The sequence below is a fragment of the Streptomyces sp. NPDC093984 genome (assembly GCF_044764595.1).
In the GTDB taxonomy this organism is placed as follows: Bacteria; Actinomycetota; Actinomycetes; order Streptomycetales; family Streptomycetaceae; genus Streptomyces; species Streptomyces cynarae.
In genome coordinates, this window is record NZ_JBIWIM010000003.1 from 104,254 (window position 1) to 127,203 (window position 22,950).

Genomic DNA, 22,950 nt, shown 5'->3' on the forward strand with positions numbered 1-22,950 from the left:
GAACAGTACGAAAGCTACTGGGAAGTTGGGGTGTCAAATCCGGACTTATCGGTGCACCGAACGGTCAGATGAGACGTCCGCGTTACCTAACAAGTAACTAGCGATGCGAGATAGCGGCCAGCTCGCGCGCCAGGCGTCGCACCGCCGACTCGGGCGTCTCCTGCCCCGTCAGCGCGTCGTGCACCACCGCCTGCACCGCCAGGCTGACCTGGTCGTAGCGCGGGCTCTTGGGGCGCGGTGCGGCCGCGAGCACGGCGGCACGCAGGGTCGGCAGATACGGGAACTGCCGTACGAGTTCGGGGTCGTCGTAGAGCGCGGCGCGCACGGGCGGCAGCGCGCCGCGGGTGAGCACCTGGCGTTGGACGCCCTCGCTGGTGAGGTACGCGATCAGACGCGCGGCCGACTCGGCGTGGCGTGCATGACTGTTGACGGCCAGGTTGGAGCCGCCGAGCACACTCGTCCCCGGCCCGTCAGGCCCCGGCAGCGGCACGGCGCCGACCCTCCCGGCCACCTTCGAGCCGGGGGCGGAGGCGGCGACGTACGCGTACGGCCAGTTGCGCAGGAAGAGAAGCCGGCCGTCCTGGAAGGCCTGCTTGGACTCCTCCTCCTTGTACGTCAGCGCCTGCTTGGGAATCCACCCGTCGCGGACGCCACGGGCGAGGAACCCGATCCCCTGGCGGGCCGCGTCGGAATTGACGGTGACACGGGCACCCTCGTCGCCGAGGATGGTGCCGCCCGCCGAGTACACGGCCTCGGCCGCGTTGACGGTGAGGCCCTCATAGGGCAGGAACTGGCCCGCATAGCCGCCGAGCCCGTACTCGGGCGCGATGGTCTTCGCGTCGTGCTCCAGCTCGGCCCAGGTGCGCGGCGGCGGCACGCCCTCCTTGGCGAGGATGTCCTTGCGGTACAGCAGAAGCCCGGCATTCGTGACATACGGGACGGCGTACAGCTGTCCGTCGTAGGTGGCCGTGTCGACGACCGGCGGCAGGAAGGTCTTCAGCGGGAACCGGTCGCGCGGCAGCGGGCGGATCCAGCCGGCCGCCGCGAACTCGGAGGTCCAGGCGACGTCGATGTTCAGGACGTCGAACCGGCTGCGGTCACCGCCGCGCAGGTCGGTGGTCATCTGCGCGTGCGTCTCGTCGGCGGAGTCCGGCAGCTCGACGAGGGTGACCTTCTCGCCGGGATGGGTGCGGTTCCAGCCCTGAAGGAGCGGGCCGAGGTAGCCGGTGAGATCTCCCGCGGTGGCCAGGGTGAGCGGGCCACGCCCCCCGGCACTCCCCTCGTCGGCGCGGGCGCCGGAGGCTACGTAACCGGTCATGACCACGGCGAGGACGAGGAGGCACCTACCGGCGGCGCGTATCCACCGCATAGGTTCCTCCCTGTACACATGCACATGGCTCCGGGCACCCTCGCCCAGGAGTCAGAGGCCATGTATACCTGTTAGGTATGGGCGATACTAGGGCCTGGAGCACATTGTGAGCAGACAGGAGGACAGCACGAGTGCGCCTGCCCCTCCTGGCACTCCTCGCGCGCGGCCCCGCCCACGGCTACGAGCTCAAGCAGGACCTTGAGCAAGTGCTGGGCTCCGCGTACCCTCAGCCGAACGTCGGCCAGATCTACGTCACCCTCGGCCGCCTCGAGAAGTCGGGACTGATCGAGGGCGAGGACGTCGAGCAGTCCAGCCGGCCCAACAAAAAGGTCTACCACCTCACAGACGCCGGGCGGGAGGCGCTGCATGCCTGGTTCGAGGAGACCGAGGACGAGCCGCGGGTACGGGACGAGTTCTTCATGAAGCTGGCGCTCGCCCCGCGGACCGGTCTCGCCGACCAGATCGCCCTGATCAACAAGCAGCGGCGCCAGTACCTCAACACCATGCGAGACCTGTCGAGACTGGCCGCCGCCGAAGACCGCGACAACCGTATCGCCCACCTGCTGATCGAGGGCGCGATGCTGCACCTGCAGGCCGACCTCGACTGGCTGGAGCGGTGCCAGGAGGAACTGGAGGAGCTGGAATGAGCGAGCGCCCCACTCCTCTGCTGCGCGCCGAGGGCCTGGTCAAGACCCACCACGGTGAGGGAGCCCCGGCGCACGCCGTGCGCGGGGTCGATCTCAGCCTGTCGCACGGCGAGTTCGTGGCGGTCACCGGCCCGTCCGGCGCAGGGAAGTCGACCCTGCTGCACCTGCTCGGCGGGTTGCAGCGACCCGACGGCGGCAGCATCTGGCTGGACGGCGAGCGCACCGACTCCTACAGCGAGGCCCGCTGGGCCGTGGAGCGCAGGAAGCGCATCGGGATCGTCTTCCAGTTCTTCAACCTGGTCTCCGACCTGTCGGTCGCGGACAACGTGGAGCTGCCCGCCCTGCTCGCCGGTGTGCCGCCGAAGCAGGCGCGGGCCGAGCGGGAGGCGCTGCTGGCCGAGCTGGGACTGACCGGCAAGGAGCGCAGCATGCCGGGCGAGCTGTCCGGCGGCGAGCAGCAGCGGGTCGCGCTCGCCCGCGCCCTGGTCAACCATCCGCCGCTGCTGCTCGCCGACGAGCCCGCGGGCAGCCTTGACAGCAAGGGCACCCGCGAGGTGATGCGGCTGCTGTCCCGCTTCCACCAGCGCGGGCAGAGCATCGTCCTTGTCACCCATGACGCCCGGCTGGCGAGCGCCGCCGACCGCGTCATCAGCTTCTTCGACGGTCGGATCGTCGACGACGCGCAGCTGGACGCCACACCGCCGCGCCGGGCCGGGACCTCCGGTGTGTCCGGCGTGCTGGAGTTGAAGGACTGAGTGCGGTGTACGACCACCTGACGTGCTCGGGTTCCCTCCCAGGGACCAGGGGCTGAAGCCTGTGCGAGCCACCCTGCGCTGGGCGCACTCCGATCTGCGCACACACCGCGGCGAGGCACTGTTCATGGTGCTCGCCACCGCCGGCATCGTCACCTCCCTGCTGCTGGCCACGGCCCTGTTCGGGTACGCCACCAACCCCTGGCAGCGCGTCTTCACGCAGGCGCGCGGCGCGCACGTGTGGATCCACACCGCCCGCTCCACCGACGCGGCCGTCCTCGCCCACCTGGACGGCGTCGAATCCGTCGCCGGGCCCTACCCGACCGAGTCCGCCACCCTCACCTCCCGCGGTACCCGCGCCTCCGTCGAACTGCGTGCCACCCCCGGGCGGCCCTCCGTCGGCCGGCCGCTGCTCACCTCGGGCCACTGGCTGGATCCCGCTGACCCGGGCGGCGTCGTGCTGGAGAGCCGGCTCGCCCGGGCGCTGCTGGCCGAGCCCGGGGACACCCTGACGATGGCCGGTACGGCCCGGACACTGACCGTGGTCGGCATCGCGGACAGCGCCGAACCCCGCTACCGCCCCGGTGAACAGCCCGGACTCGTCTGGACCCTGCCGTCCGCCGTGCGCGATGCCGGCGGAGAGGTGACCGGGCTGCGCCTGTCCGACCCCGACGACACGGACTACGCCGTCCAGCGCGCCGTCACCGTGCTGGGAGCCGGCGCGGTCACCGAGGTCTCGACCTGGCAGCAGGCGCGGGCCGAGGCGCAGGGCGACAACCGGCTGCTGGGGCAGGTCCTCGGCCTGTTCGGTCTGGGTGCGCTGGTGGCCGCCGGGCTCGCCGTGCACGGGGCGATCGGCACCCGGGTGCGGGGGCATCTGCGGGACATCTCGGTGCTGAAGGCGATCGGCTTCACACCCGGCCAGGTCGTCCGCGTCTTCCTGCTCCAGCACGTGGCCTATGCCCTGCTCGGCGCGGTGGCCGCGGCCGCGCTCACCCAGGGGCTGGGCCGCCGGATCCCTGGGCGCTTCGGGGACGCGGTCGGCGTGTGGCAGGGGCTGCCGGGACACACCGTGGCGCTGTTCGCGGTCCCGGCCGGAGCGGTGCTGTTCATCGCCGCGACCACCGGGCTCGCGGCCTGGCGGGCGGGACGGGTGCCTCCGGTGCCGGTGCCACGGCCCGCGGCACCGGCCGGTGGACGTCTGACGGCCCTGGCGCGCGGCGCCCTCGGTCTGCGGCTGCCGCCCGCGCTGGTCCTGGGCTGGCACCGGGCGTTCGCACGCCGTCCCCGGTCGCTGGCCACGGTCGCCCGGCTTGCCCTGCCGCTGCTGCTGATCGTGGTGGCGATGAGCGCGTGGACCACCATCGACCGCTTCCACTCGAGGCCCGACGAGGTCGGGCTCGCCACCGCCCTCACCGTGCGCCCCGACAGCGGTCTCGGCGAGGCGGCCACGCGCGCCCTGCTGGAACACGACCGGCACGTCGCCGACGCCTACCCGGGCGTCGAGGTGGCCGCCCTGGTGCCGGGCCAGACGGCCACCATCGCCCTGCGGGGCCTGGGCACCCGCCAGAACCCCTACCCCTACGCCCTCGCCGAGGGCCGTCCCGCCCGGGGCCCCGACGAGGCCGTGGCCGGGCAGGGGCTGCTCGACCTGCTGGATGTGCGGGTCGGCGACTGGGTCCGGATGACGGTGGGCGACCAGCCGCAGATCCTGCACATCGTGGGCCGCAGCATCGAACCGGAGAACGCCGGCCGGGTCATCTCCACCTCGCTCGACACCCTCCGCGAGAACGACCCGGGCCTGCGTCCCACCCTCTACGAGCTCCGGCTGCGCCCGGGCGCCGATCCGCACCAGGTCGCCGGCGACCTGGCCAGGGCCGCCCACGGACACCTGGACGTGCACCCGGTGGCGAACCCCGCGGACGGTCTCTCACCGCTGCGCGGTGTCGTCGCCGGACTGATCGCCGTGCTGGCGCTCATCGGGATCGTCGAACTGCTGACCGCGATCGGCGGCACAGTCCGCGAGGGCGAACGGGACCTCCTGGCGCTCAAGGCGATCGGCCTGTCCCCACGGCAGATCACCGCGATCACGGTCACGGCCACCGCCTGCACCGCCCTGGCCGCGGTGGTCGTCGGTACGGCGCTGGGTCTGCCCCTCGCCCACTGGCTGATCGACGCCCAGGGCCGCTCCAGCGGTATCGGCGCCGGGCTGGCCCGGGGCCCCTCCCCCGTCCTCCTGCTGCTGTTCGGGGCCGCGGCCGTGGCGGGAGCCGCCGCGCTCGCCGCCCTGCCCGCGGCCCGCGCGGCCCGCCGCCGGCTCGCGGACACGTTGAGCGCGGTGGCCTGAGCACGATGGCCTGAGCCGGGAGCCGGGGGCGGACGGTCGTGCCGCCCGTCCCCCCGCCGTGGCTCTAACGACCGCGCCATTCCCGGTACTTGGCGACCAGGGCCTTGCTGGACTCGTCCAGGCCAGGTACTTCCGCGCCCTCGGTCAACGCGGGCTCGACGCGCTTGGCAAGGACCTTGCCCAGCTCCACACCCCACTGGTCGAAGGAGTCGATGTTCCAGATCGCGCCCTGGACGAACACCTTGTGCTCGTAGAGGGCGATGAGCTGGCCGAGGACCGACGGGGTCAGCTCCCTGGCGAGGATGGTGGTGGTCGGGTGGTTGCCCTTGAACGTCTTGTGGGGCACCAGCTCCTCCGGCACTCCCTCCGCGCGCACCTCGTCCGGGCTCTTGCCGAAGGCCAGCGCCTGGGTCTGGGCGAAGAAGTTCGCCATCAGCAGGTCGTGCTGGGCCTTCAGCTCGTCGGCGAGCTCGGCGACCGGCTCGGCGAAGCCGATGAAGTCGGCCGGGATCAGCTTGGTGCCCTGGTGGATGAGCTGGTAGTAGGCGTGCTGCCCGTTGGTGCCCGGGGTGCCCCAGACGATCGGACCGGTCTGCCATTCGACCTCGCGCCCGTCCCGGCCGACGTACTTGCCGTTGGACTCCATGTCCAGCTGCTGGAGATACGCGGTGAACTTGGACAGGTAGTGCGAATAGGGCAGCACGGCATGCGACTGGGCGTCGTGGAAGTTGCCGTACCAGATGCCCAGCAGGCCCAGCAGCAGCGGCACGTTGGACTCGGCGGGCGCGGTCCTGAAGTGCTCGTCGACGGTGCGGAAGCCGTCGAGCATCTCCCGGAAGCGGTCCGGGCCGATGGCGATCATCAGGGACAGGCCGATCGCCGAGTCGTAGGAGTAGCGGCCGCCGACCCAGTCCCAGAACTCGAACATGTTGGCGGTGTCGATGCCGAAGTCCTCGACCTTCTCGGCGTTCGTCGACAGTGCCACGAAGTGCTTGGCGACCGCCTCCTGGCCGGCCTTCAGCTCGCCCAGCAGCCACTTGCGGGCCGAGGTCGCGTTCGTGATCGTCTCGATCGTGGTGAACGTCTTGGAGGCGATGATGAACACCGTCTCCGCCGCGTCCAGGTCGCGGGTGGCCTCGTGCAGGTCGGCGCCGTCCACGTTGGACACGAAGCGGACCGTCATGCCGCGGTCGGTGTAGGCGCGCAGCGCCTCGTACGCCATCGCGGGGCCCAGGTCGGAACCGCCGATGCCGATGTTGACGACGTTCTTGATGCGCTTGCCGGTGTGACCGGTCCACTCGCCGGAGCGGACCCGGTTCGCGAAGTCGCTCATCCTGTCGAGCACCGCGTGCACCTTGGGCACCACGTTCTCACCGTCGACCTCGATCACCGCGTCCCGGGGCGCGCGCAGGGCGGTGTGCAGGACCGCGCGGTTCTCGGTGGTGTTGATCTTCTCGCCGCGGAACATGGCGTCCCTGAGACCGAAGACGTCCCTCGCGGCGGCCAGCTCGCGCAGCAGCCGCAGCGTCTCCTCGGTGACCAGGTGCTTGGAGTAGTCGACGTGCAGATCGCCGACCTGGAGGGCGTACCCGCTGCCGCGGCCCGGGTCCGCCGCGAACAGCTCACGCAACCGCACCTCGCCGAGCTCCTCGCGGTGCTTGGCCAGAGCGGTCCACTCGGGCGTCTGGTTGAGCCTGGTACGGCTGTCTGCGTTCATCTGGGAGTTCAGCCTTCTTCCTTGCCTGTGCTGCTGCGTAGCTCGCTCCTCTGCCGGTCCCAACCTAATTGATGGCGATGCGGCCTGACCTCTTGTCACGCCGTCCCCGGGGCAACAACAGGTACGTCCGCCTTGCGCGCGTGTGTCAACGAGGTGACGGCTAGTGCGAAGAGCGCGGCGGCGAGCAGCGCGGGCCCGTTCAGCCCGTACGTCCGTGCCACGGCTCCGCCGAGCAGGGCGCCGAGTGGGGCGCCCGACGTGGAGGCGGTGCGGAAGGCGGCGGCTATACGGCCCACCATGGCCTCGGGGCTGCGGTGCTGCATCAGGGTGACCTGGTTGACGTTCCACACCATGCCCATGGCGCCGAACAGCAGCATGCCCGCGAGCAGCGCTCCCGTGTGGCGGACGGTCCCGATGAGCAGAAGGCACGCCGTCTGGACGCCGCCGGCGGCGAGCAGGGCGCGCAGGCGTCCGGTGCGGTGCGCGATCCGCTGGGCGGCGAATCCACCGATGAGGCTGCCGGCCGAGTACGCCGTCATCGCGGCCGCGTATCCGGCGTCGCCCGCGTCCAGCCAGCGCGTCACGTGCAGCACCAGCGTGGCGATCAGGGCGCCCATGCCGATGTTGCACAGCAGCGTGGCCAGACAGGCCGCGCGCAGCACCCGGTCCTGCCACAGGGCGCGCAGCCCTTCGCCGATCTCGGCCCGCAGGGTGCTGCCGGACGGGCGCGGCTCCCGATCGGCCGGCTCCGTCCGCAGGGAGGCGACGAGGGCGGCGGCCAGCAGGAAGGTGCCCGCGTCAGCCGTGAAGGGCATGAACGCTCCGGCCGCCAGGAGCAGCGGCACGAACGGGCCCGCCAGCAGACCGCCCGCGAGCTGCTGTCCGGTCATGAGCCGGGCGTTGGCGCTGCCCAGGGCCTCGCGGTCGACCAGGGAGGGCAGCAGGGCAGTGGAGGCGTTGTCGAAGAGGGTCTGGAGGGTGGTGAGCGTGAAGGCGAGGAGCAGCAGCAGCGGGATCGAGGCGTGCCCGAGCCCCACGACGAGCGCGAAGGCCGCGACGAGCAGTCCGCGCACGGTGTCGACGGCCCACATCGCCCGCCGCTGGTCCACCCGGTCGGCCACGGCGCCGCCGAGCAGCCCGAACAGCAGCCACGGGACATAGCCGCAGGCGGTGACCGAGGCGACGACGAGCGGTTCGTCCGTGAACCGGACGGCGAGCAGGGGCAGCGCCGCCGTCCGCAGCGCGTCCCCGAACCGGGAGACCACCGCAGCGGTCCACAGCCGCCCGAACCCTCCACGCCACGCGGGCCGCCGTAGGGTGCCCGCCACCTCGACCGCTGCCATCGTCCCCCCTCACGATTCGCCGATGCACAAACCGTAGAGGGCACCACTGACAATCGGGCTGAGCTGCGGAAACAGGCCGCTCGGGACTCTCCGGAGCGCACCCCGTGCGGGGCTGCCCCGGCCGTACGAGGCGCCGGCCCGCGGCCTGTGCCGGGCCGCTCCGGCGGCACGCGCTACCGCGGTACCGAACGCGCACCGGCCAGGTGCCCGCACGGCCCCGGCCGGTGAACTCCTAGATTTCGCCCCGCAGTTTGGCGAGCGCCTCGGCGAGGATCGCCTCGCCGTCCGCGTCGCTGCGCCGCTCCCGTACATACGCGAGGTGCGTCTTGTACGGCTCGGTGCGCGGCGGGTCCGGCGGGTTGTCCCGGTCCTGTCCGGCCGGGAAGCCGCAGCGGGGGCAGTCCCAGGTGTCGGGAACCTGCGCGTCGCTGGCGAAGCTGGGCTGCGTCTCGTGCCCGTTGGAGCACCAGAAGGAGATGCGCAGACGCGGCGCGGACTCGCCGCGCTCGGCCTCGCCCATCGGCCCCGCCCCGACCCGGCTTCCTCGGATCGCGTTGCCACTTGCCACGGTCGTAACTCCCTGCGTGATGGTGCCGCGAAGCGAGTCGGCGTTTCGCTTCGCTGCGAGCGCCTCAGTCTACGTAAGGCCCAACGCGCGTCCAGTGATGGGAGTTACCCCCGCCCCCAGACGCAAGCCCCATGATAGGCCGGGTCCGAAGACCCGTACCGAACATGGGGCGTTACGTGCTCTATGTGCGTTTTATGCGGACCTGCCGAAGCCGGCCGACGCTAGTGGTTGGTCTTCATCAGGATGCCGAGCACCACGATGCAGGCGAGCCAGAGCAGACCGATCACGATGGTGATCCGGTCGAGGTTGCGCTCGGCGACCGACGAGCCGCCGACGGAGGACTGCATGCCGCCACCGAACATGTCGGAGAGGCCGCCGCCCTTCCCCTTGTGCATCAGCACCAGCAGCATCAGCAACAGGCTGAAGACGATCAGGGCGATCGAGAACCCCAGAACCACGGCTGGACCAACTTCCTCGGACTCGGATGGACGACGGGGGCGGGGTGGCAGGCCACCTCGCCCCCGCAAGGGTACGACGGATCGCCCCTAAGACACACTCACTGGTCGCGGAAGCGGACGATCTTGACGAACTCGTCGGCGTCGAGCGAGGCGCCGCCGACCAGCGCGCCGTCGATGTCGGGCTTCGCCATGATCTCGGCGACGTTGCCGGACTTCACCGAGCCGCCGTACTGGATGCGGACCTGGTCGGCCACCTCCTGGGAGTACAGCTCGGCGATCTTGCCGCGGATCGCCGCGCAAACCTCCTGCGCGTCGTCGGAGCCGCAGACCTTGCCGGTCCCGATGGCCCAGACGGGCTCGTAGGCGATCACGACGGTCTCGGCCTGCTCGGCCGGGAGGTCCTTCAGACCGCCCTCGACCTGGGCGAGGGTGTGAGAGACGTGCTCGCCCTCCTCGCGGACCTCCAGCTCCTCACCGACGCACAGGATCGGGGTCAGGCCGTGCTTGTAGGCGGCCTTGACCTTGGCGTTCACAAGAGCGTCGCTCTCGCCGTGGTACTGGCGGCGCTCGGAGTGCCCGATCACCACGTAGGTGCACTTCAGCTTGGCCAGCATCGAGCCCGAGATCTCACCGGTGTAGGCACCGGAGTCGTGCGCCGAGAGGTCCTGGGCACCGTACTTGATCTTGAGCTTGTCCCCGTCGACCAGGGTCTGCACGGAGCGCAGGTCCGTGAAGGGCGGCAGGACGGCGACCTCGACGGCCTCGTAGTCCTTGTCCGCGAGGGCGAAGGCGAGCTTCTGGACGTGGGCGATGGCCTCGAGGTGGTTGAGGTTCATCTTCCAGTTGCCCGCCATCAGCGGCGTGCGGGTGCTCAAGGTTCAGTCCTCCAGTGCGGCGAGGCCGGGGAGCGTCTTGCCCTCGAGGTATTCGAGGGAGGCGCCGCCACCGGTCGAGATGTGACCGAATGCCGATTCGTCGAATCCCAGGATGCGGACGGCCGCGGCGGAGTCGCCGCCGCCGACCACGGTGAAGCCCTGGGAGTCGACGAGGGCCTGGGCGACCGCCTTGGTGCCCGCGGCGAAGTCGGGGTGCTCGAAGACGCCCATCGGGCCGTTCCAGAAGACGGTGGCCGCGTCGGCGAGCTTCGAGGCGTACAGCTTGCGGGTCTCCGGACCGATGTCCAGACCCTCCTGGTCGGCCGGGATCGCGTCCGCGGCGACGGCGGTGGGGTTGGCCGGGGCCTTGGTCTTCAGGTCCGGGAAGTCGGGCGAGACGAGGGCGTCGACGGGCAGGACCAGCTCGACGCCGGTCTTCTCGGCGCGCTCGATGTATTCCTGGACGACCGGGATCTGGTCCTCCTGCAGCAGCGACTTGCCGACCTCGTAGCCCTTGGCCTTGAGGAAGGTGTACGCCATGCCGCCGCCGACGAGGAGACGGTCGGCCTTGCCGAGCAGCTGGTCGATGACGGCCAGCTTGTCGGAGACCTTGGCGCCGCCGAGAGCGACGACGTAGGGCCGCTGGACGTCCTCGGTGAGCTTCTTCAGGACGCCGACCTCGGTGGCGATGAGGTAGCCGGCGTAGTGCGGCAGCCGGGCCGGGAGGTCGTAGACGGAGGCGTGCTTGCGGTGGACCGCGCCGAAGCCGTCGCTCACGTACACATCGGCGAGGGCGGCGAGCCGGTCCGCGAACTCACCGCGCTCGGTGTCGTCCTTGGACGTCTCGCCGGGGTTGAAGCGCAGGTTCTCGATGACCGCGACCTGACCCGGCTGGAGGCCGTCGACCGCATCGTGGGCGGCGGGGCCGACGGTGTCCTGGGCGAACGCCACGGGCGCCTTGAGGAGTTCACCGAGGCGCTCGGCGGCGGGCAGCAGGGAGAAGGCCGGGTCCGGGGCGCCCTTGGGGCGGCCCAGGTGGGAGGCGACGACCACCTTGGCGCCCGCCTCGGCGAGGGCCTTGACGGTGGGCAGGACGGCGCGGATGCGGCCGTCGTCGGTGATGAGGCCGTCGGCGAGCGGCACGTTGAGGTCGGCGCGGACGAAGACCCGCTTGTTGTCCACGCCTTCGGAGAGAAGTTCGTCGATCGTCTTCATGGGTCGGACTCCTGGGGAAAGCTCTTGATCGTACGAGGGCTGATCGGTCCGGACGGCCGGTCGGGGCCGATCGATCCGTGGGCGCGCCGGGGCTCGCCGCACGTGCGTCAGGGCTCGGGCAGCGCGACCGTGCGCTGCCCGAGCCCTGCTACCGCATGGGATGCCTGCTTGAAGCGATCAGAGCTGGTTGCCGACGAAGACCGTCAGGTCGACGAGGCGGTTGGAGTAGCCCCACTCGTTGTCGTACCAACCGATGACCTTCACGTTCTTGCCCTCCTGGACCATGGTCAGGGAGGAGTCGAAGGTGCAGGACGCCGGGGCGTTGACGATGTCGGAGGAGACGATCTCGTCCTCGGTGTACTCGAGGATGCCCTTCAGCTCGCCCTCGGCGGCCTTCTGGAAGGCGGCGTTGATCTCTTCCTTGGTGACCTCGCGGCCGAGCTCGACGACCAGGTCGGTGACCGAGCCGGTCGGGACCGGGACGCGCATGGCGATGCCGTCCAGCTTGCCCTTGAGCTGCGGCAGGACCAGGGCGGTGGCCTTGGCGGCGCCCGTGGTGGTCGGGATGATGTTCTCCGCGGCGGCACGGGCGCGGCGCAGGTCCTTGTGCGGGAAGTCCAGGATGCGCTGGTCGTTCGTGTACGCGTGCACCGTGGTCATCAGACCCTTGACGATGCCGAAGTTCTCGTCCAGGACCTTCGCCATCGGCGCCACACAGTTGGTGGTGCAGGAGGCGTTGGAGATGACGTGGTGGTTCGCCGGGTCGTACTTGTCCTGGTTGACGCCCATCACGATGGTGACGTCCTCGTTCTTGGCCGGAGCCGAGATGATGACCTTCTTGGCGCCACCGGCGATGTGCTTCTCGGCGTCTTCCTTCTTGGTGAAGATGCCGGTCGACTCGATGACGATGTCGACGCCCAGCTCACCCCACGGGATGTCGGCGGGGTTGCGCTCGGACAGGACCTTGATGGTCCTGCCGCCGACGGTGATGGTGTCCTCGGTGTGGGACACCTCCTCCTTGAGGCGGCCGAGGATGGTGTCGTACTTCAGCAGGTGAGCGGTGGTCGCGGTGTCACCCAGGTCGTTGACAGCCACGATCTCGATGTCTGCACCCTGCTCCAGCAGCGCGCGGAAGTAGTTACGACCGATGCGGCCAAAGCCGTTGATGCCTACGCGGATCGTCACGAACCGATCTCCTCGTTGGTACGCCGGGTTCGACGCCGGCGAGCTGTATGGGATGTCCCCGACCGCCTACGACCCTACCTCCCTGAGGCTGCCGTGGTGACATCGAGATGCCTCATACACGGCAGGGCGGTCCGTACCCGCCAGTAGGGGTACGGACCGCCCGGGCACGAAGGCCCCGCCACTCTTTCCGGCGACATGGGACCAACTGCCGTTGACTACCGGCCGTCAGAGGCCGAGCGCGTTGAGTGCCTTGCCGATCAGGGCCGTCCGGCCGGCCGCGGAGGTCAGGTGCTCCAGGCCGAAGCCGAGCAGCACCGTGCGGTCCGTGGTGACCGCTCCGTAGGTGCTGAACAGGGTTCCGGTGCGCGCCCAGTCCTTGAGGACGGCCGGGCTGCCGGCGGGCGGTCCCGCCACGTGCCAGGCTCCGAGTGACGTCTCGAAGCCCTCCGTCTCGACGGCCGTTCCGCCGACGACGAGCGAGGCCTCGTCGGCGAGGACGCCGTGGCCGCCGGTGCCCGGGTCGGTGATGTAGCTCAGCGAGACCTCGACCGTCTTCCCCGCGTACGCGCTCAGGTCGAAGCTCACCTGCTGCCAGCCGTTGGACGCGCCGGTCAGGCTGTGCCACGCGCCGGTGGTGCCCTTCGCGCCGCAGCCGCCCGACGCCACGGTCAGATAGTGCTTGAGCCAGGGGTGCTCGCCCACCAGGAACCCGGCCTCGCAGTCTGCCGGTACGGCGTCGCTCGTCGCGCCGCCGGCCTCCGGCAGCGTGGTCCAGTCGTCGGCCCCGACGGTGTGGACCTCGACCACGGCGTGGTCGTAGCCCGGTTCGGTGTCCCACAGCAGCCGGGTCCGCAGGGTGGGTGCGTCGCCCGCGCTCACCTTGGTGAGGTCGACGGTGCGGGTGAGCCGCTTGTAGGCGTTGTCGGTGTGGGCGGCCGCGGCCATGTACGAGCCCGCGTAGGGCTGGTACGGGTTGGCCGCCCCGGTGAACAGGCCCGCCCCCGCACTGGCGAACTGCGGGTACTTGTCCGCGGGCAGTTCCTCGGAGGTGACGCCGTACGCCCCCGCCTTGTCCAGCGGGTTGCCGGGCGCGTCGCCGAGGCCGGCGGTGAAGCCGCCGAGCTTGCCGGAGCCTGCGAATCCGGTGACCCCCGGCGCCGGCGTACGCGAGTAGGCGCCGAGGTAGTACTGGCTGAAGTCGTCCGAGAGGTTGCCGTCGCCGAGGTCGACGGTGCCGCCCGCCTGCTCCCCCGCCTCGATCAGCTTGCCGCCCTCGTTGAGGTAGGCGCGCAGCTGGAGCTGGGTGGCGTTGCCCGGGACACTCGCGCCCGTGTAGTGGACGACGGCCTTGAAGTGGTCGAGCACCCCGAGCGCGTCGGGCGCCCCCTGGGTGGCGACGTCCCAGACGATCGCCTTGCTGCCCGCTGCCTTCAGGGCGTCCACGTAGGTCTGCGCCTGGGTGGCCTTGGCGCCCTCCTCGGCGACGACGAGGACGTCCGCCTTGGGCCGCTCGGCCACGGTGTAGGTGAAGTGCTTACCGGCCGTCTTCCGCCCACCGCGGGTCTCGCCGGTGAACCAGACCTCGACCTTGTCGCCCGGGTCGCCGCCTCGGACCTTGGCCCGGTACTCGTCGAAGTAGAGGTTGTCGTCGCCGCCGTAGGTGTCCCCGCCCCTCCAGGGCCTGAGCGCCCGGCTCTCGACGCGGCCGCCGTTGACGCGGTACTTCAGCTCCTTGTCGCGTACGGACTTGCGTACGACGACGGAGACCTCCTGGTCGGCGCCGCGCGCGTAGGAGGTGGAGAACGCCGCCGGGGTGAAGTCGGGAGCGTCGATGCCGACCGAGGAGGATGGCCGGTCCGGGTGGGAAGCGGTCTCGGCGACGGAGAGCGCGAACGGGATGTTCTTCTGGAACTCCTGCTGGATCAGCTTCTCGTCGTCGGGGAAGTTGAAGACGGACTCGCAGTCGGCGGCGTTCCAGGCGTCGTTCGGGTCGATTGCGGACGCGGTCTGGCAGGTGGACATCTCGGGGGTGAACATCGCCATGCCGTTGACGTTCGACGCGTGGCCGTCCGCCTCGCCGTTGGTGGTGTACAGCTCCGAGGACACCTGCGAGTGGTAGCCGGGGATCGCGGGCTTGTCCGGGGTGCCGGCGAGCGCCTTGTAGAGGACGTCGTCGGGGGTCGGGGTCGCCACCTGCCAGCCGACGCCGTAGAGAAGCAGTTCGGCGGCGGAGTGGTAGTTGATGCCGTATTTGAATCCGATGCGCTTCTCGAACCTGTCGAGCGCCCGGGTCTCGGGCTCGGACTCAGGGCTCGCGCCGCGGTAGGTCTCACTGGTGGGCAGGGGGGACGAACCCTCGTCGTCGTAGCCCCACTTGTAGGCGAAGTTGCGGTTGAGGTCGACTCCGTCTCCGACACCGATCACGCCGTCGCCGTTGACGTCCCGCAGGTTCTTGCGCCACAGACGGGTGTCCGGGCCCTTGAACGTGTAGTCGTAGCCGTCCGGGTTGGCCGAGAGGACGAACCATAGTTCGGTGGAGTCGACGATCTTCTTGATGCGCTTGTCCGTGGCGTAGTGGTCCAGGTAGTAGTGCATCAGCCGGCGGGTCATCTCCGGAGTGATCCACTCGCGTGCGTGCTGGTTGGACATGTACAGCACGGAGGGCTTGGAGCCGTCCCTGGACTTCCTCGCGTTCCTGGTCAGTTTGAGCGCGAGAATGTCCTGGCCGTTGATCGTCCTGCCGAGGGAGACGACCTTGGTGAGACCGGGGTGGGCCTGGCCGGTTCTGACCATCTCTTCCTTCAGACCGCCGCTGCCGCTGTACGGGCGGAACACGCCCTCGGCCGCGTTCTCGACGCGCGTCTCGGCCTTGGCCGACAGTGTGTGTTCGGTGAGGCGGACGCCCTGCTTCCTGAGCTTCCCGGCCTGCTTCTCGGTGAGGTAGACCTCGACGGTGCTCCTGCGGCTGCCGGTCACCTGTTCGCCGAGTTCGTGGCCGTCCTGGCCGGCCTCCAGTAGCAGGGGTATCTGCTTCTCGGTGACCGTGGCGCGGAAGACCCTGACCTCGTCCGGGTCGGGTGCGGAGGACGTCCCGCTCTGTGCCTGGGCGATGGGTGCGAGGCCCGCTGCACCGAGCAGGAGTGTGCCGACAGCGAGGATCGATCTCGCTCTGTGTCTCATGGATCCCCCTAGCAATGGTTCGCCACAGCGGCGAATCAGGTGCCAGGCTCATGACAATCCATGATCGAGTCAAGGGCGCCTCAAGGACGGACGAAGGCCGGTGGCGGCGCCTCAAGTGGGCGTCGGCACCGGCCGGTTGGGCTTACGGGGTCACCCCACCATGTTGTCCGCCATCTCCTCCGTGAGGTTGGACTCCGTGCCCGGGATGCCGAGGTCCGCGGCGCGCTTGTCGGCCATCGCCAGCAGCCGGCGGATACGGCCCGCGACCGCGTCCTTGGTCAGCGGGGGGTCGGCAAGGGCGCCCAGCTCCTCCAGCGATGCCTGCTTGTGCTCCATGCGCAGCCGGCCCGCGGCCGCGAGGTGCTCGGGGACCTCGTCGCCGAGGATCTCCAGGGCGCGCGCCACCCGTGCGCCGGCGGCGACCGCGGCGCGGGCCGAGCGGCGCAGGTTGGCGTCGTCGAAGTTGGCGAGGCGGTTGGCCGTGGCGCGGACCTCGCGGCGCATCCGCCGCTCCTCCCAGGCCAGTACCGACTCGTGCGCACCGAGGCGGGTCAGCAGGGCGCCGATCGCGTCGCCGTCCCGTACGACCACCCGGTCCACGCCGCGCACCTCGCGGGCCTTCGCGGCGATCGACAGCCGCCGGGCGGCACCCACCAGGGCGAGCGCGGCCTCGGGGCCGGGGCAGGTGACCTCCAGGGACGACGAGCGGCCGGGCTCCGTCAGCGAGCCGTGCGCCAGGAACGCGCCGCGCCAGGCCGCCTCCGCGTCACACGTGGCCCCGGATACCACCTGCGGGGGCAGGCCGCGGATCGGGCGGCCCCGCCCGTCCACGAGGCCGGTCTGGCGGGCCAGCTGGTCACCGCCCGCCACCACCCGCACCACGTAGCGGGAGCCGCGGCGCAGACCTCCGGGCGCCATCACGATCAGCTCGGAGCTGTGACCGAAGATCTCGAGGATGTCCCGCTTGAGCCGTCGGGCCGCCATCGCGGTGTCCAGCTCCGCCTCGATCACGATGCGGCCGCTGACCAGGTGGAGTCCGCCCGCGAAGCGCAGGATCGCCGAGACCTCCGCTTTCCTGCAGCAGGTCCGGGTGACGGGAAGCCGGGAGATCTCGTCCTTCACCGCTGCCGTCATCGCCATGGGCCGATCCTTCCATGCATCCGAAAAATACGGTCGTACGCGGCGGCCAACAGCTCCGGGTCGTGCCGCGGGGTTCCGTCGGTCCGGGCCACCGGGGCCAGCTCGACCGCGGCACCGAACCGCTGGGCGGCCTCGGTCAGCAAGGCGCGGTCGAGCACGGCGGCCTGGTCGGCCAACACCACATCCAGGGCGAGTTTAGGGGCGTGTCGTCCCAAAACCTCCAAATGACGCTGCGGGGAGAAGCCCTCGGTCTCTCCGGGCTGCGGGGCGAGGTTCAGAGAGAGGACCCGGCGCGCCTTCGTCTCGACGAGGGCGTCCAGGAGCTCGGGGACCAGCAGATGCGGAATCACCGAGGAGAACCAGGACCCGGGACCGAGCACCACCCAGTCGGCGTCCAGGACCGCTTCGACGGCCTCCGGGACGGCGGGCGGGTCGTTCGGCACCAGGTGCACGGACTGCACCTCGCCCGGGGTGAGCGCGACGGTCGCCTGGCCCCGTACGGTGTCGATCTCGTCCGGGCGCTCCGGGTCGTGGCCCTTGACCAGCGCCTGGAGCTCCAGCGGAACAGCGGACATGGGCAGCACCCGGCCATGCGCGCCCAGCAGCTTGCCGACCAGGTCCAGGGCCTGGACGTGGTCGCCGAGCTGCTCCCACAGGGCCACGATCAGCAGGTTGCCGACCGCGTGGTCGTGCAGGTCGCCCTTGGAGTGGAAGCGGTGCTGGATGACCCGGGCCCAGGTCTGGCCCCAGTCGTCGTCGCCGCACAGCGCGGCCAGCGCCTTGCGCAGGTCCCCGGGCGGGAGCACGCCCAGCTCGTCACGCAGACGCCCGCTGGAGCCGCCGTCGTCGGCGACGGTGACGACGGCGGTGAGGTCGCCGGTGATCCGGCGCAGCGCGGCGAGCGAGGCGGACAGGCCCATGCCGCCGCCGAGGGCGACCACCTTGGGCTGGGCACCACGGCGGCGCGCCCGGCCGCCACGGCCCTCGGGCACCACTCGGCGTAGCCTGCTCAGCCGCGGAGTACGTCCGGTCACTCGCGCCCCATGTCCCGGTGCACGACCACGGTCTCCACTCCCTCGGCGGCCAGGCGGGCGGCCAGCTTCTCCGACATGGCGACGGAGCGGTGCTTGCCGCCGGTGCAGCCGATGGCGATGGTCACGTAGCGCTTGCCCTCGCGGCGGTAACCGGCTGCGATCAGCCGCAGCAGCTCGGCGTAGCGGTCGAGGAACTCCTTGGCGCCCGGCTGGTTGAAGACGTACGCGGCCACCTCCTCGTTGAGGCCGGTGTAGGGGCGCAGCTCCGGTACCCAGTGCGGGTTGGGCAGGAAGCGCATGTCGGCGACGAGGTCGGCGTCGACCGGGAGGCCGTACTTGAAGCCGAAGGACATGACAGTGGCCCTCAGCTCGGGCTCCTCCTCCCCGGCGAACTGGGCGTCCATCTTGGCGCGCAGCTCGTGGACGTTCAGGCTGGAGGTGTCTATCACGAGGTCGGCGTCGCCGCGCAGCTCGCGCAGCAGCTCGCGCTCGGCGGCGATGCCGTCGACGATGCGGCCGTCGCCCTGGAGGGGGTGCGGACGGCGCACGGACTCGAAACGGCGCACCAGGGCCTCGTCGGAGGACTCCAGGAAGACGATCCGCCGGGTGACGTTCTTCGCCTCCAGGTCCGCGAGGGACTCGCGGAGGTTGTCGAAGAAGCGGCGGCCTCGGACGTCGACGACGACCGCGATCCGGGCGACGTTGCCCTGGGAGCGGGCGCCCAGCTCCACCATGGTGGGGATCAGGGCGGGCGGCAGGTTGTCGACGACGAACCAGCCGAGGTCCTCCAGACACTTGGCGGCCGTCGAACGGCCGGCGCCGGACATGCCGGAGATGATCACCAGCTCGGGGATGGCCGCCTCGGGGATCCCGGCCGTTTCACTGCCCGTACTCACCTGTGCTCCGTTGTCCTGGGCGGCCTGCTGCCGCCCCTGGTCCTGGCCCGACTCCCTGGGATCCGGGCGATCCGGCTGGTTCAGCGCCGGTCGTTCTTCTGCATGCTGGTCGTGCTCGGTCATGTCTCCTGCCCCCGTCGCTCGTGCGGGGCGCCCGCGGACACGGGTTCCCCGGTGGAACCCGCCGTCGTAACGGGTTCCTCCTCTTCCATGATCTCTCCAGTCGCCATGTTGACGGCGGGTGCGGCCGGGGCCGCCTGGGCGAGGGCCACGGCGATGGTCTCGGCCGTCTTGCGGCCGATGCCGGGAACCTCCTGAATCTGGTCGACTGTCGCGGAACGCAGTCTCTTCACCGAGCCGAAGTGCTTGATCAGCGCCTGCTTGCGGGTCTCGCCGAGGCCCGGCACGTCGTCCAGGGGGCTCGACCTGAGGCGCTTGGTCCGCTTGCTGCGCTGGTAGGTGATCGCGAAGCGGTGGGCCTCGTCCCGGACCCGCTGGAGCAGGTAGAGACCCTCGCTGGTGCGGGGCAGGACCACCGGGTCCTCCTCGTCCGGCAGCCACACCTCCTCCAGTCGCTTGGCGAGGCCGCACACGGCGATGTCGTCGATGCCGAGCTCGTCCAGGGCCCGCCGGGCCGCGGCGACCTGCGGCTGCCCGCCGTCGACGACGACGAGCTGCGGCGGGTAGGCGAACCGCTTGGGCCGCCCGTCGTCCTCGGCGGGCGCCTCGCCGTCCGCCCACTCCCCCGTCTTCTCCTTCTCGGCCAGGTAGCGCCGGAAGCGGCGGGTGATCACCTCGTGCATGGACCGGACGTCGTCCTGCCCCGCGAAGCCCTTGATCTGGAAGCGGCGGTACTCGCTCTTGCGCTGCAGCCCGTCCTCGAAGACGACCATGGAGGCCACGACGTCCTCGCCCTGCAGGTGAGAGATGTCGTAGCACTCGATCCTGAGGGGGGCGCTGTCCAGGTCGAGGGCGCCGGCGATCTCCTCCAGGGCGCGGGAGCGGGTGGTCAGGTCGGAGGCGCGCTTGGTCTTGTGCAGCGCGAGCGCCTGCTGGGCGTTGCGCTGCACGGTCTCCATCAGCGCCTTCTTGTCGCCGCGCTGCGGGATGCGCAGCGACACGTTCGACCCGCGCCGGCCGGTGAGCCAGTCCTGGACGGGCTCTATCGGGTCGGGCAGCGCGGGGACGAGGACCTCCTTGGGCACCGAGTCGCCCGTCTCGTCGCCGTAGAGCTGCTGGAGGGCGTGCTCGACGAGGGCGCCGGTGGTGATCTCCTCGACCTTGTCGGTGACCCAGCCGCGCTGGCCGCGCACGCGTCCGCCGCGCACGTGGAAGATCTGCACGGCTGCTTCGAGTTCGTCCTCGGCGACCGCGATGAGGTCGGCGTCGGTCGCGTCCGTGAGCACGACCGCGTTCTTCTCCATGGCCTTCTTCAGGGCCTCTATGTCGTCGCGCAGTCGGGCGGCCCGCTCGTACTCCATCTCCTCGGCCGCCTCCATCATCTGCTTCTCCAGACGACGGAGGTACGTCCCCGTGCGGCCCGCCATGAAGTCGCAGAACTCCTCGGCGAGTTCGCCGTGGTCCTCGGGGGAGATCCGGCCCACACAGGGCGCGGAGCACTTGCCGATGTAGCCGAGCAGGCAGGGGCGGCCGGTGCGGGCCGCGTTCTTGAAGACGCCGGCCGAGCAGGTGCGCACGGGGAAGACGCGCAGCAGCAGGTCCACGGTGTCGCGGATCGCCCAGGCGTGCGAGTACGGCCCGAAGTACCGCACGCCCTTGCGCTTCTGGCCGCGCATCACCTGCACGCGCGGGAACTCCTCGTTCATCGTCACCGCGAGGTACGGGTAGCTCTTGTCGTCGCGGTACTTGACGTTGAACCGGGGGTCGAACTCCTTGATCCAGGTGTACTCCAGCTGCAGGGCCTCGACCTCCGTGGACACCACGGTCCACTCCACGGACGCGGCCGTGGTGACCATGGTGCGGGTGCGCGGGTGGAGGTTCGCCAGGTCCTGGAAGTAGTTCGCCAGGCGCTGACGCAGGCTTTTCGCCTTTCCGACGTAGATCACCCGGCGGTGCTCGTCACGGAACCTGTAGACCCCGGGAGAGTCCGGGATCTCTCCTGGCTTGGGGCGGTAGCTGGAGGGGTCGGCCATGTCTCACACCCTACTGGCGGGGGCCGACAGCGCGGCGCCCCTGTGGACGGCGGCCTGGGTGGCACAGGCCGGCTCGAGCGGGACGTCCCGGCCGACGGCCACCCCACCGGCGACGGTCCGCCCCGCGGCCCGCCGGGGCTGCCCACGGCCGGCGGCGGGCGGCGCCCGGGGCGCCGGGAACGCCGGTCGCACGTCGGACACCCTCCGCTGCCGCGCAGCCACCCACGGTTCCAGGAGCGGGGGTTCGTGCCCGTCCCACCGAGCGCGTTCCGGACACCGCCCGGCGAGGGGCCGGCATCAGGTGTTGTCGGGGCTTGGTCAACACGCTTCAATGCGGGGAAACTTCGGGCCGCGAACGGAGAGGTTCGCTTGTGAACGAGCCTCGCACGCCCCGGCGCCCCGGCACGACCCTGCGCACGGTCTGACCAGCCGTCGCGCACATTCACAGAAAGGCCCCCCTGTATGCGGCACGGCACACAGCATGCGGACGTCGTCCCGGTGGAGTTGGAGGCGGCTCTGCGCGGCGGCCCCTTCCACGTCGCACTGCGCGCCGCGATCGCTGCCCGAGGACTGCCGCTGCAGCGCGTGCAGCACCACCTGTCGCGGCACGGGGTCAGGGTCGGAGTGACGAGCCTGAGCTACTGGCAGCAGGGTGCGCGCCGCCCCCAGCGGCCCGAGTCCCTGCGCGCGGTGCGTGCCCTGGAGGAGATCCTGCAGCTGCCGGACGAGTCCTTGATCCGGCTGCTCGCCACCTCCGACGAGGAGCCGGGTCCCGACCGTCCCGCGGGCCGTTCTTACCGGGCCCTGGTGGAGGCCTCGGGCGTCCTGGAACAGCTCCTCGCCGAGCTGGAGTCGCCGCTCGACGACGGACTGCTCACCATCGGCCACCACGACCGGGTGCGCATAGGATCACGCCGGGAACTGCTGGCACGGGAGTCGCACCACATCGTGCGCGCCCACCGGGACGGGGTCGACCGGTACATCGCCGTCCACCACGGCGATCCGGGGTGCGCCCCCGAGCGGGTCGCGGTGCACGCCCTCGAGAACTGCCGCACGGGACGTGTGCGCCGGCACCACGACACGGGCCTGCTGGTCGCCGAGCTGCTCTTCGACACGCGGCTCCACTCCGGCGATACGTTTCTCTTCCGCTACGCCTTCGAGGACGGCACCGCGGGCACCTCCTGCGAACACGTCCGCGGGTTCCGCGTGCCGGGCGGGCAGTACGCGCTCCAGGTGCGCTTCGACGAGACGGCGCTGCCGGTGCGCTGCCACCGGTTCACCCAGCAGTCCGCGGCCGCCCCGCGCAGCGGCCGCCAGGAGCTGCGACTGAGCGGGCTCCACCACTCGGTGCACCTGGTGGAGCCGCGGGTGCGGTCGGGGATCGTGGGGATCTGCTGGGACTGGGACTGACCCGGGCCGGGCGGGCGTTTCAGGCCGCCGGGCCCGCCACGATCCCGCCGTTCTTCACCTGTACGGGCAGCTCGTGCAGCGGCTCGGTGGCCGGGGCCTGCACCACCTTGCCGGTGAGGGCGTCGAACTCGCTCCCGTGGCAGGGGCAGACGAGCGTCGTCCCGGAGAGTTTGTTGATGGGGCACCCCGCGTGCGTGCAGATCGTGCTGTACGCCTTCAGGGAGCCGTCCGCCGCGCGGCTCACCACCACGTTCTCGTCCCGGTACAGCTTCGCGCCGCCCTTGGGGACCTCGCTCTCGGCGCCCAGCGCGACCGGTGCGGTCGGAGTCGCGTCCGGTGCCGTTCCGCCCTCGCCGGCCGCCGAACAGGCCGCGAGGCCGAGTCCGGCGACCGGGGTGAGCGCCGCCCCGCGCAGGACGGTGCGACGGGTCGCGGAGGGACGGGTGGGCATGGCATCTCCACTGGTCGGGGTTGGCCCCGCCAGGACGGCGCGGGCACACCGACGATAGCGGCACGAATTATTCCGCTTTCGGCCGGGGCGCAGGGCCCGCGCACGGAGACCGGCAGCGCCGGGGCGACAGCCATGGCACAGAGCCGAGGCGGCGAGCCCGCAGCCGGACGAGCCCGCACACGCCCCGAAGTGACGTAAACGCTTGCGCAA

General features: G+C 70.9%; 18 protein-coding genes. 4 read left to right on the forward strand and 14 right to left on the reverse strand.

Annotation, left to right across the window (positions count from 1 at the left end; all coding sequences use genetic code 11):
* Positions 1–97: 97 nt before the first annotated feature.
* Positions 98–1,369 carry an ABC transporter substrate-binding protein gene (locus ACIRC0_RS12680; protein ID WP_403614989.1) on the reverse strand — a complete coding sequence of 424 codons (1,272 nt, stop codon included), beginning with the start codon at positions 1,367–1,369 and terminating at the stop codon, positions 98–100.
* A gap of 131 nt (positions 1,370–1,500) precedes the next feature.
* On the opposite strand from ACIRC0_RS12680, the gene ACIRC0_RS12685 reads away from it, so the two are divergent.
* The 3 genes from ACIRC0_RS12685 to ACIRC0_RS12695 all read left to right on the forward strand — a co-directional run bounded on the left by ACIRC0_RS12685 (position 1,501) and on the right by ACIRC0_RS12695 (position 5,115).
* A complete protein-coding gene (locus tag ACIRC0_RS12685) occupies positions 1,501–2,016 on the forward strand; it encodes a PadR family transcriptional regulator (RefSeq protein WP_263229315.1) in 516 nt (171 codons plus the stop codon).
* Complete coding sequence (locus ACIRC0_RS12690) at positions 2,013–2,771, forward strand: ABC transporter ATP-binding protein (protein WP_403614992.1); 759 nt, start codon at positions 2,013–2,015, stop codon at positions 2,769–2,771. The genes ACIRC0_RS12685 and ACIRC0_RS12690 overlap by 4 nt, the downstream gene beginning before the upstream one ends.
* Positions 2,772–2,832: 61 nt before the next feature.
* A complete protein-coding gene (locus ACIRC0_RS12695; RefSeq protein ID WP_403614994.1) occupies positions 2,833–5,115 on the forward strand; it encodes an FtsX-like permease family protein in 2,283 nt (760 codons plus the stop codon).
* Between the two features lie 64 nt (positions 5,116–5,179).
* On the opposite strand, the gene pgi is transcribed toward ACIRC0_RS12695, so the two are convergent.
* The 12 genes from pgi to uvrC form a co-directional block, all read right to left on the reverse strand.
* Positions 5,180–6,832, reverse strand: coding sequence for a glucose-6-phosphate isomerase (pgi, locus tag ACIRC0_RS12700; protein ID WP_403614997.1), 1,653 nt, complete (start codon positions 6,830–6,832; stop codon positions 5,180–5,182).
* Positions 6,833–6,927: 95 nt separating this feature from the next.
* Complete coding sequence (locus ACIRC0_RS12705; RefSeq protein WP_403615000.1) at positions 6,928–8,175, reverse strand: MFS transporter; 1,248 nt, start codon at positions 8,173–8,175, stop codon at positions 6,928–6,930.
* 232 nt (positions 8,176–8,407) lie between these two features.
* Positions 8,408–8,743, reverse strand: coding sequence for an RNA polymerase-binding protein RbpA (locus ACIRC0_RS12710; RefSeq protein WP_003957010.1), 336 nt, complete (start codon positions 8,741–8,743; stop codon positions 8,408–8,410).
* Positions 8,744–8,964: 221 nt separating this feature from the next.
* Positions 8,965–9,201 carry a preprotein translocase subunit SecG gene (gene secG, locus ACIRC0_RS12715; RefSeq protein ID WP_103844742.1) on the reverse strand — a complete coding sequence of 79 codons (237 nt, stop codon included), beginning with the start codon at positions 9,199–9,201 and terminating at the stop codon, positions 8,965–8,967.
* A 98-nt stretch (positions 9,202–9,299) separates the two neighbouring features.
* Positions 9,300–10,076: a triose-phosphate isomerase gene (gene tpiA, locus ACIRC0_RS12720; protein WP_403615003.1), complete on the reverse strand. Its 777-nt coding sequence runs from the start codon at positions 10,074–10,076 to the stop codon at positions 9,300–9,302.
* 3 nt (positions 10,077–10,079) lie between these two features.
* The gene (locus tag ACIRC0_RS12725; protein ID WP_403615006.1) at positions 10,080–11,291 is read right to left on the reverse strand and encodes a phosphoglycerate kinase; all 1,212 of its coding nucleotides are present in this window, start codon (positions 11,289–11,291) and stop codon (positions 10,080–10,082) included.
* A gap of 177 nt (positions 11,292–11,468) precedes the next feature.
* Positions 11,469–12,476 (reverse strand): type I glyceraldehyde-3-phosphate dehydrogenase, encoded by a 1,008-nt coding sequence (gap, locus tag ACIRC0_RS12730; RefSeq protein WP_403615009.1) that lies wholly within the window; start codon positions 12,474–12,476, stop codon positions 11,469–11,471.
* 225 nt (positions 12,477–12,701) lie between these two features.
* Positions 12,702–15,656: a M14 family zinc carboxypeptidase gene (locus ACIRC0_RS12735; protein WP_403615012.1), complete on the reverse strand. Its 2,955-nt coding sequence runs from the start codon at positions 15,654–15,656 to the stop codon at positions 12,702–12,704.
* Positions 15,657–15,806: 150 nt separating this feature from the next.
* Positions 15,807–16,796 (reverse strand): DNA-binding protein WhiA, encoded by a 990-nt coding sequence (gene whiA / locus ACIRC0_RS12740; RefSeq protein WP_103844738.1) that lies wholly within the window; start codon positions 16,794–16,796, stop codon positions 15,807–15,809.
* Positions 16,787–17,830, reverse strand: coding sequence for a uridine diphosphate-N-acetylglucosamine-binding protein YvcK (gene yvcK / locus ACIRC0_RS12745; RefSeq protein ID WP_403615016.1), 1,044 nt, complete (start codon positions 17,828–17,830; stop codon positions 16,787–16,789). The genes whiA and yvcK overlap by 10 nt, the downstream gene beginning before the upstream one ends.
* Positions 17,827–18,849, reverse strand: a complete 1,023-nt coding sequence (gene rapZ, locus ACIRC0_RS12750) for an RNase adapter RapZ (RefSeq protein ID WP_403615018.1) — start codon at positions 18,847–18,849, stop codon at positions 17,827–17,829. The genes yvcK and rapZ overlap by 4 nt, the downstream gene beginning before the upstream one ends.
* Positions 18,846–20,879: an excinuclease ABC subunit UvrC gene (uvrC, locus tag ACIRC0_RS12755; RefSeq protein ID WP_403615021.1), complete on the reverse strand. Its 2,034-nt coding sequence runs from the start codon at positions 20,877–20,879 to the stop codon at positions 18,846–18,848. The genes rapZ and uvrC overlap by 4 nt, the downstream gene beginning before the upstream one ends.
* A gap of 462 nt (positions 20,880–21,341) precedes the next feature.
* Here uvrC and ACIRC0_RS12760 point away from each other — a divergent pair, with 462 nt between their 5' ends.
* Positions 21,342–22,289 carry a hypothetical protein gene (locus ACIRC0_RS12760; RefSeq protein WP_403615023.1) on the forward strand — a complete coding sequence of 316 codons (948 nt, stop codon included), beginning with the start codon at positions 21,342–21,344 and terminating at the stop codon, positions 22,287–22,289.
* A gap of 19 nt (positions 22,290–22,308) precedes the next feature.
* Here ACIRC0_RS12760 and ACIRC0_RS12765 read toward each other — a convergent pair whose 3' ends face one another.
* Positions 22,309–22,740, reverse strand: a complete 432-nt coding sequence (locus tag ACIRC0_RS12765; RefSeq protein WP_403615025.1) for a Rieske 2Fe-2S domain-containing protein — start codon at positions 22,738–22,740, stop codon at positions 22,309–22,311.
* Positions 22,741–22,950: the final 210 nt, after the last annotated feature.

Excerpts from the sequence above, each read along its gene's own strand:
- rapZ (WP_403615018.1), bottom strand. The coding sequence starts at position 18,849 with ATGACCGAGCACGACCAGCATGCAGAAGAACGACCGGCGCTGAACCAG.
- ACIRC0_RS12725 (WP_403615006.1), bottom strand. The coding sequence starts at position 11,291 with ATGAAGACGATCGACGAACTTCTCTCCGAAGGCGTGGACAACAAGCGG.
- ACIRC0_RS12705 (WP_403615000.1), bottom strand. The coding sequence starts at position 8,175 with ATGGCAGCGGTCGAGGTGGCGGGCACCCTACGGCGGCCCGCGTGGCGT.
- ACIRC0_RS12765 (WP_403615025.1), bottom strand. The coding sequence starts at position 22,740 with ATGCCCACCCGTCCCTCCGCGACCCGTCGCACCGTCCTGCGCGGGGCG.
- ACIRC0_RS12680 (WP_403614989.1), bottom strand. The coding sequence starts at position 1,369 with ATGCGGTGGATACGCGCCGCCGGTAGGTGCCTCCTCGTCCTCGCCGTG.
- pgi (WP_403614997.1), bottom strand. The coding sequence starts at position 6,832 with ATGAACGCAGACAGCCGTACCAGGCTCAACCAGACGCCCGAGTGGACC.
- whiA (WP_103844738.1), bottom strand. The coding sequence starts at position 16,796 with ATGGCGATGACGGCAGCGGTGAAGGACGAGATCTCCCGGCTTCCCGTC.
- ACIRC0_RS12690 (WP_403614992.1), top strand. The coding sequence starts at position 2,013 with ATGAGCGAGCGCCCCACTCCTCTGCTGCGCGCCGAGGGCCTGGTCAAG.
- ACIRC0_RS12735 (WP_403615012.1), bottom strand. The coding sequence starts at position 15,656 with ATGAGACACAGAGCGAGATCGATCCTCGCTGTCGGCACACTCCTGCTC.
- ACIRC0_RS12760 (WP_403615023.1), top strand. The coding sequence starts at position 21,342 with ATGCGGCACGGCACACAGCATGCGGACGTCGTCCCGGTGGAGTTGGAG.
- uvrC (WP_403615021.1), bottom strand. The coding sequence starts at position 20,879 with ATGGCCGACCCCTCCAGCTACCGCCCCAAGCCAGGAGAGATCCCGGAC.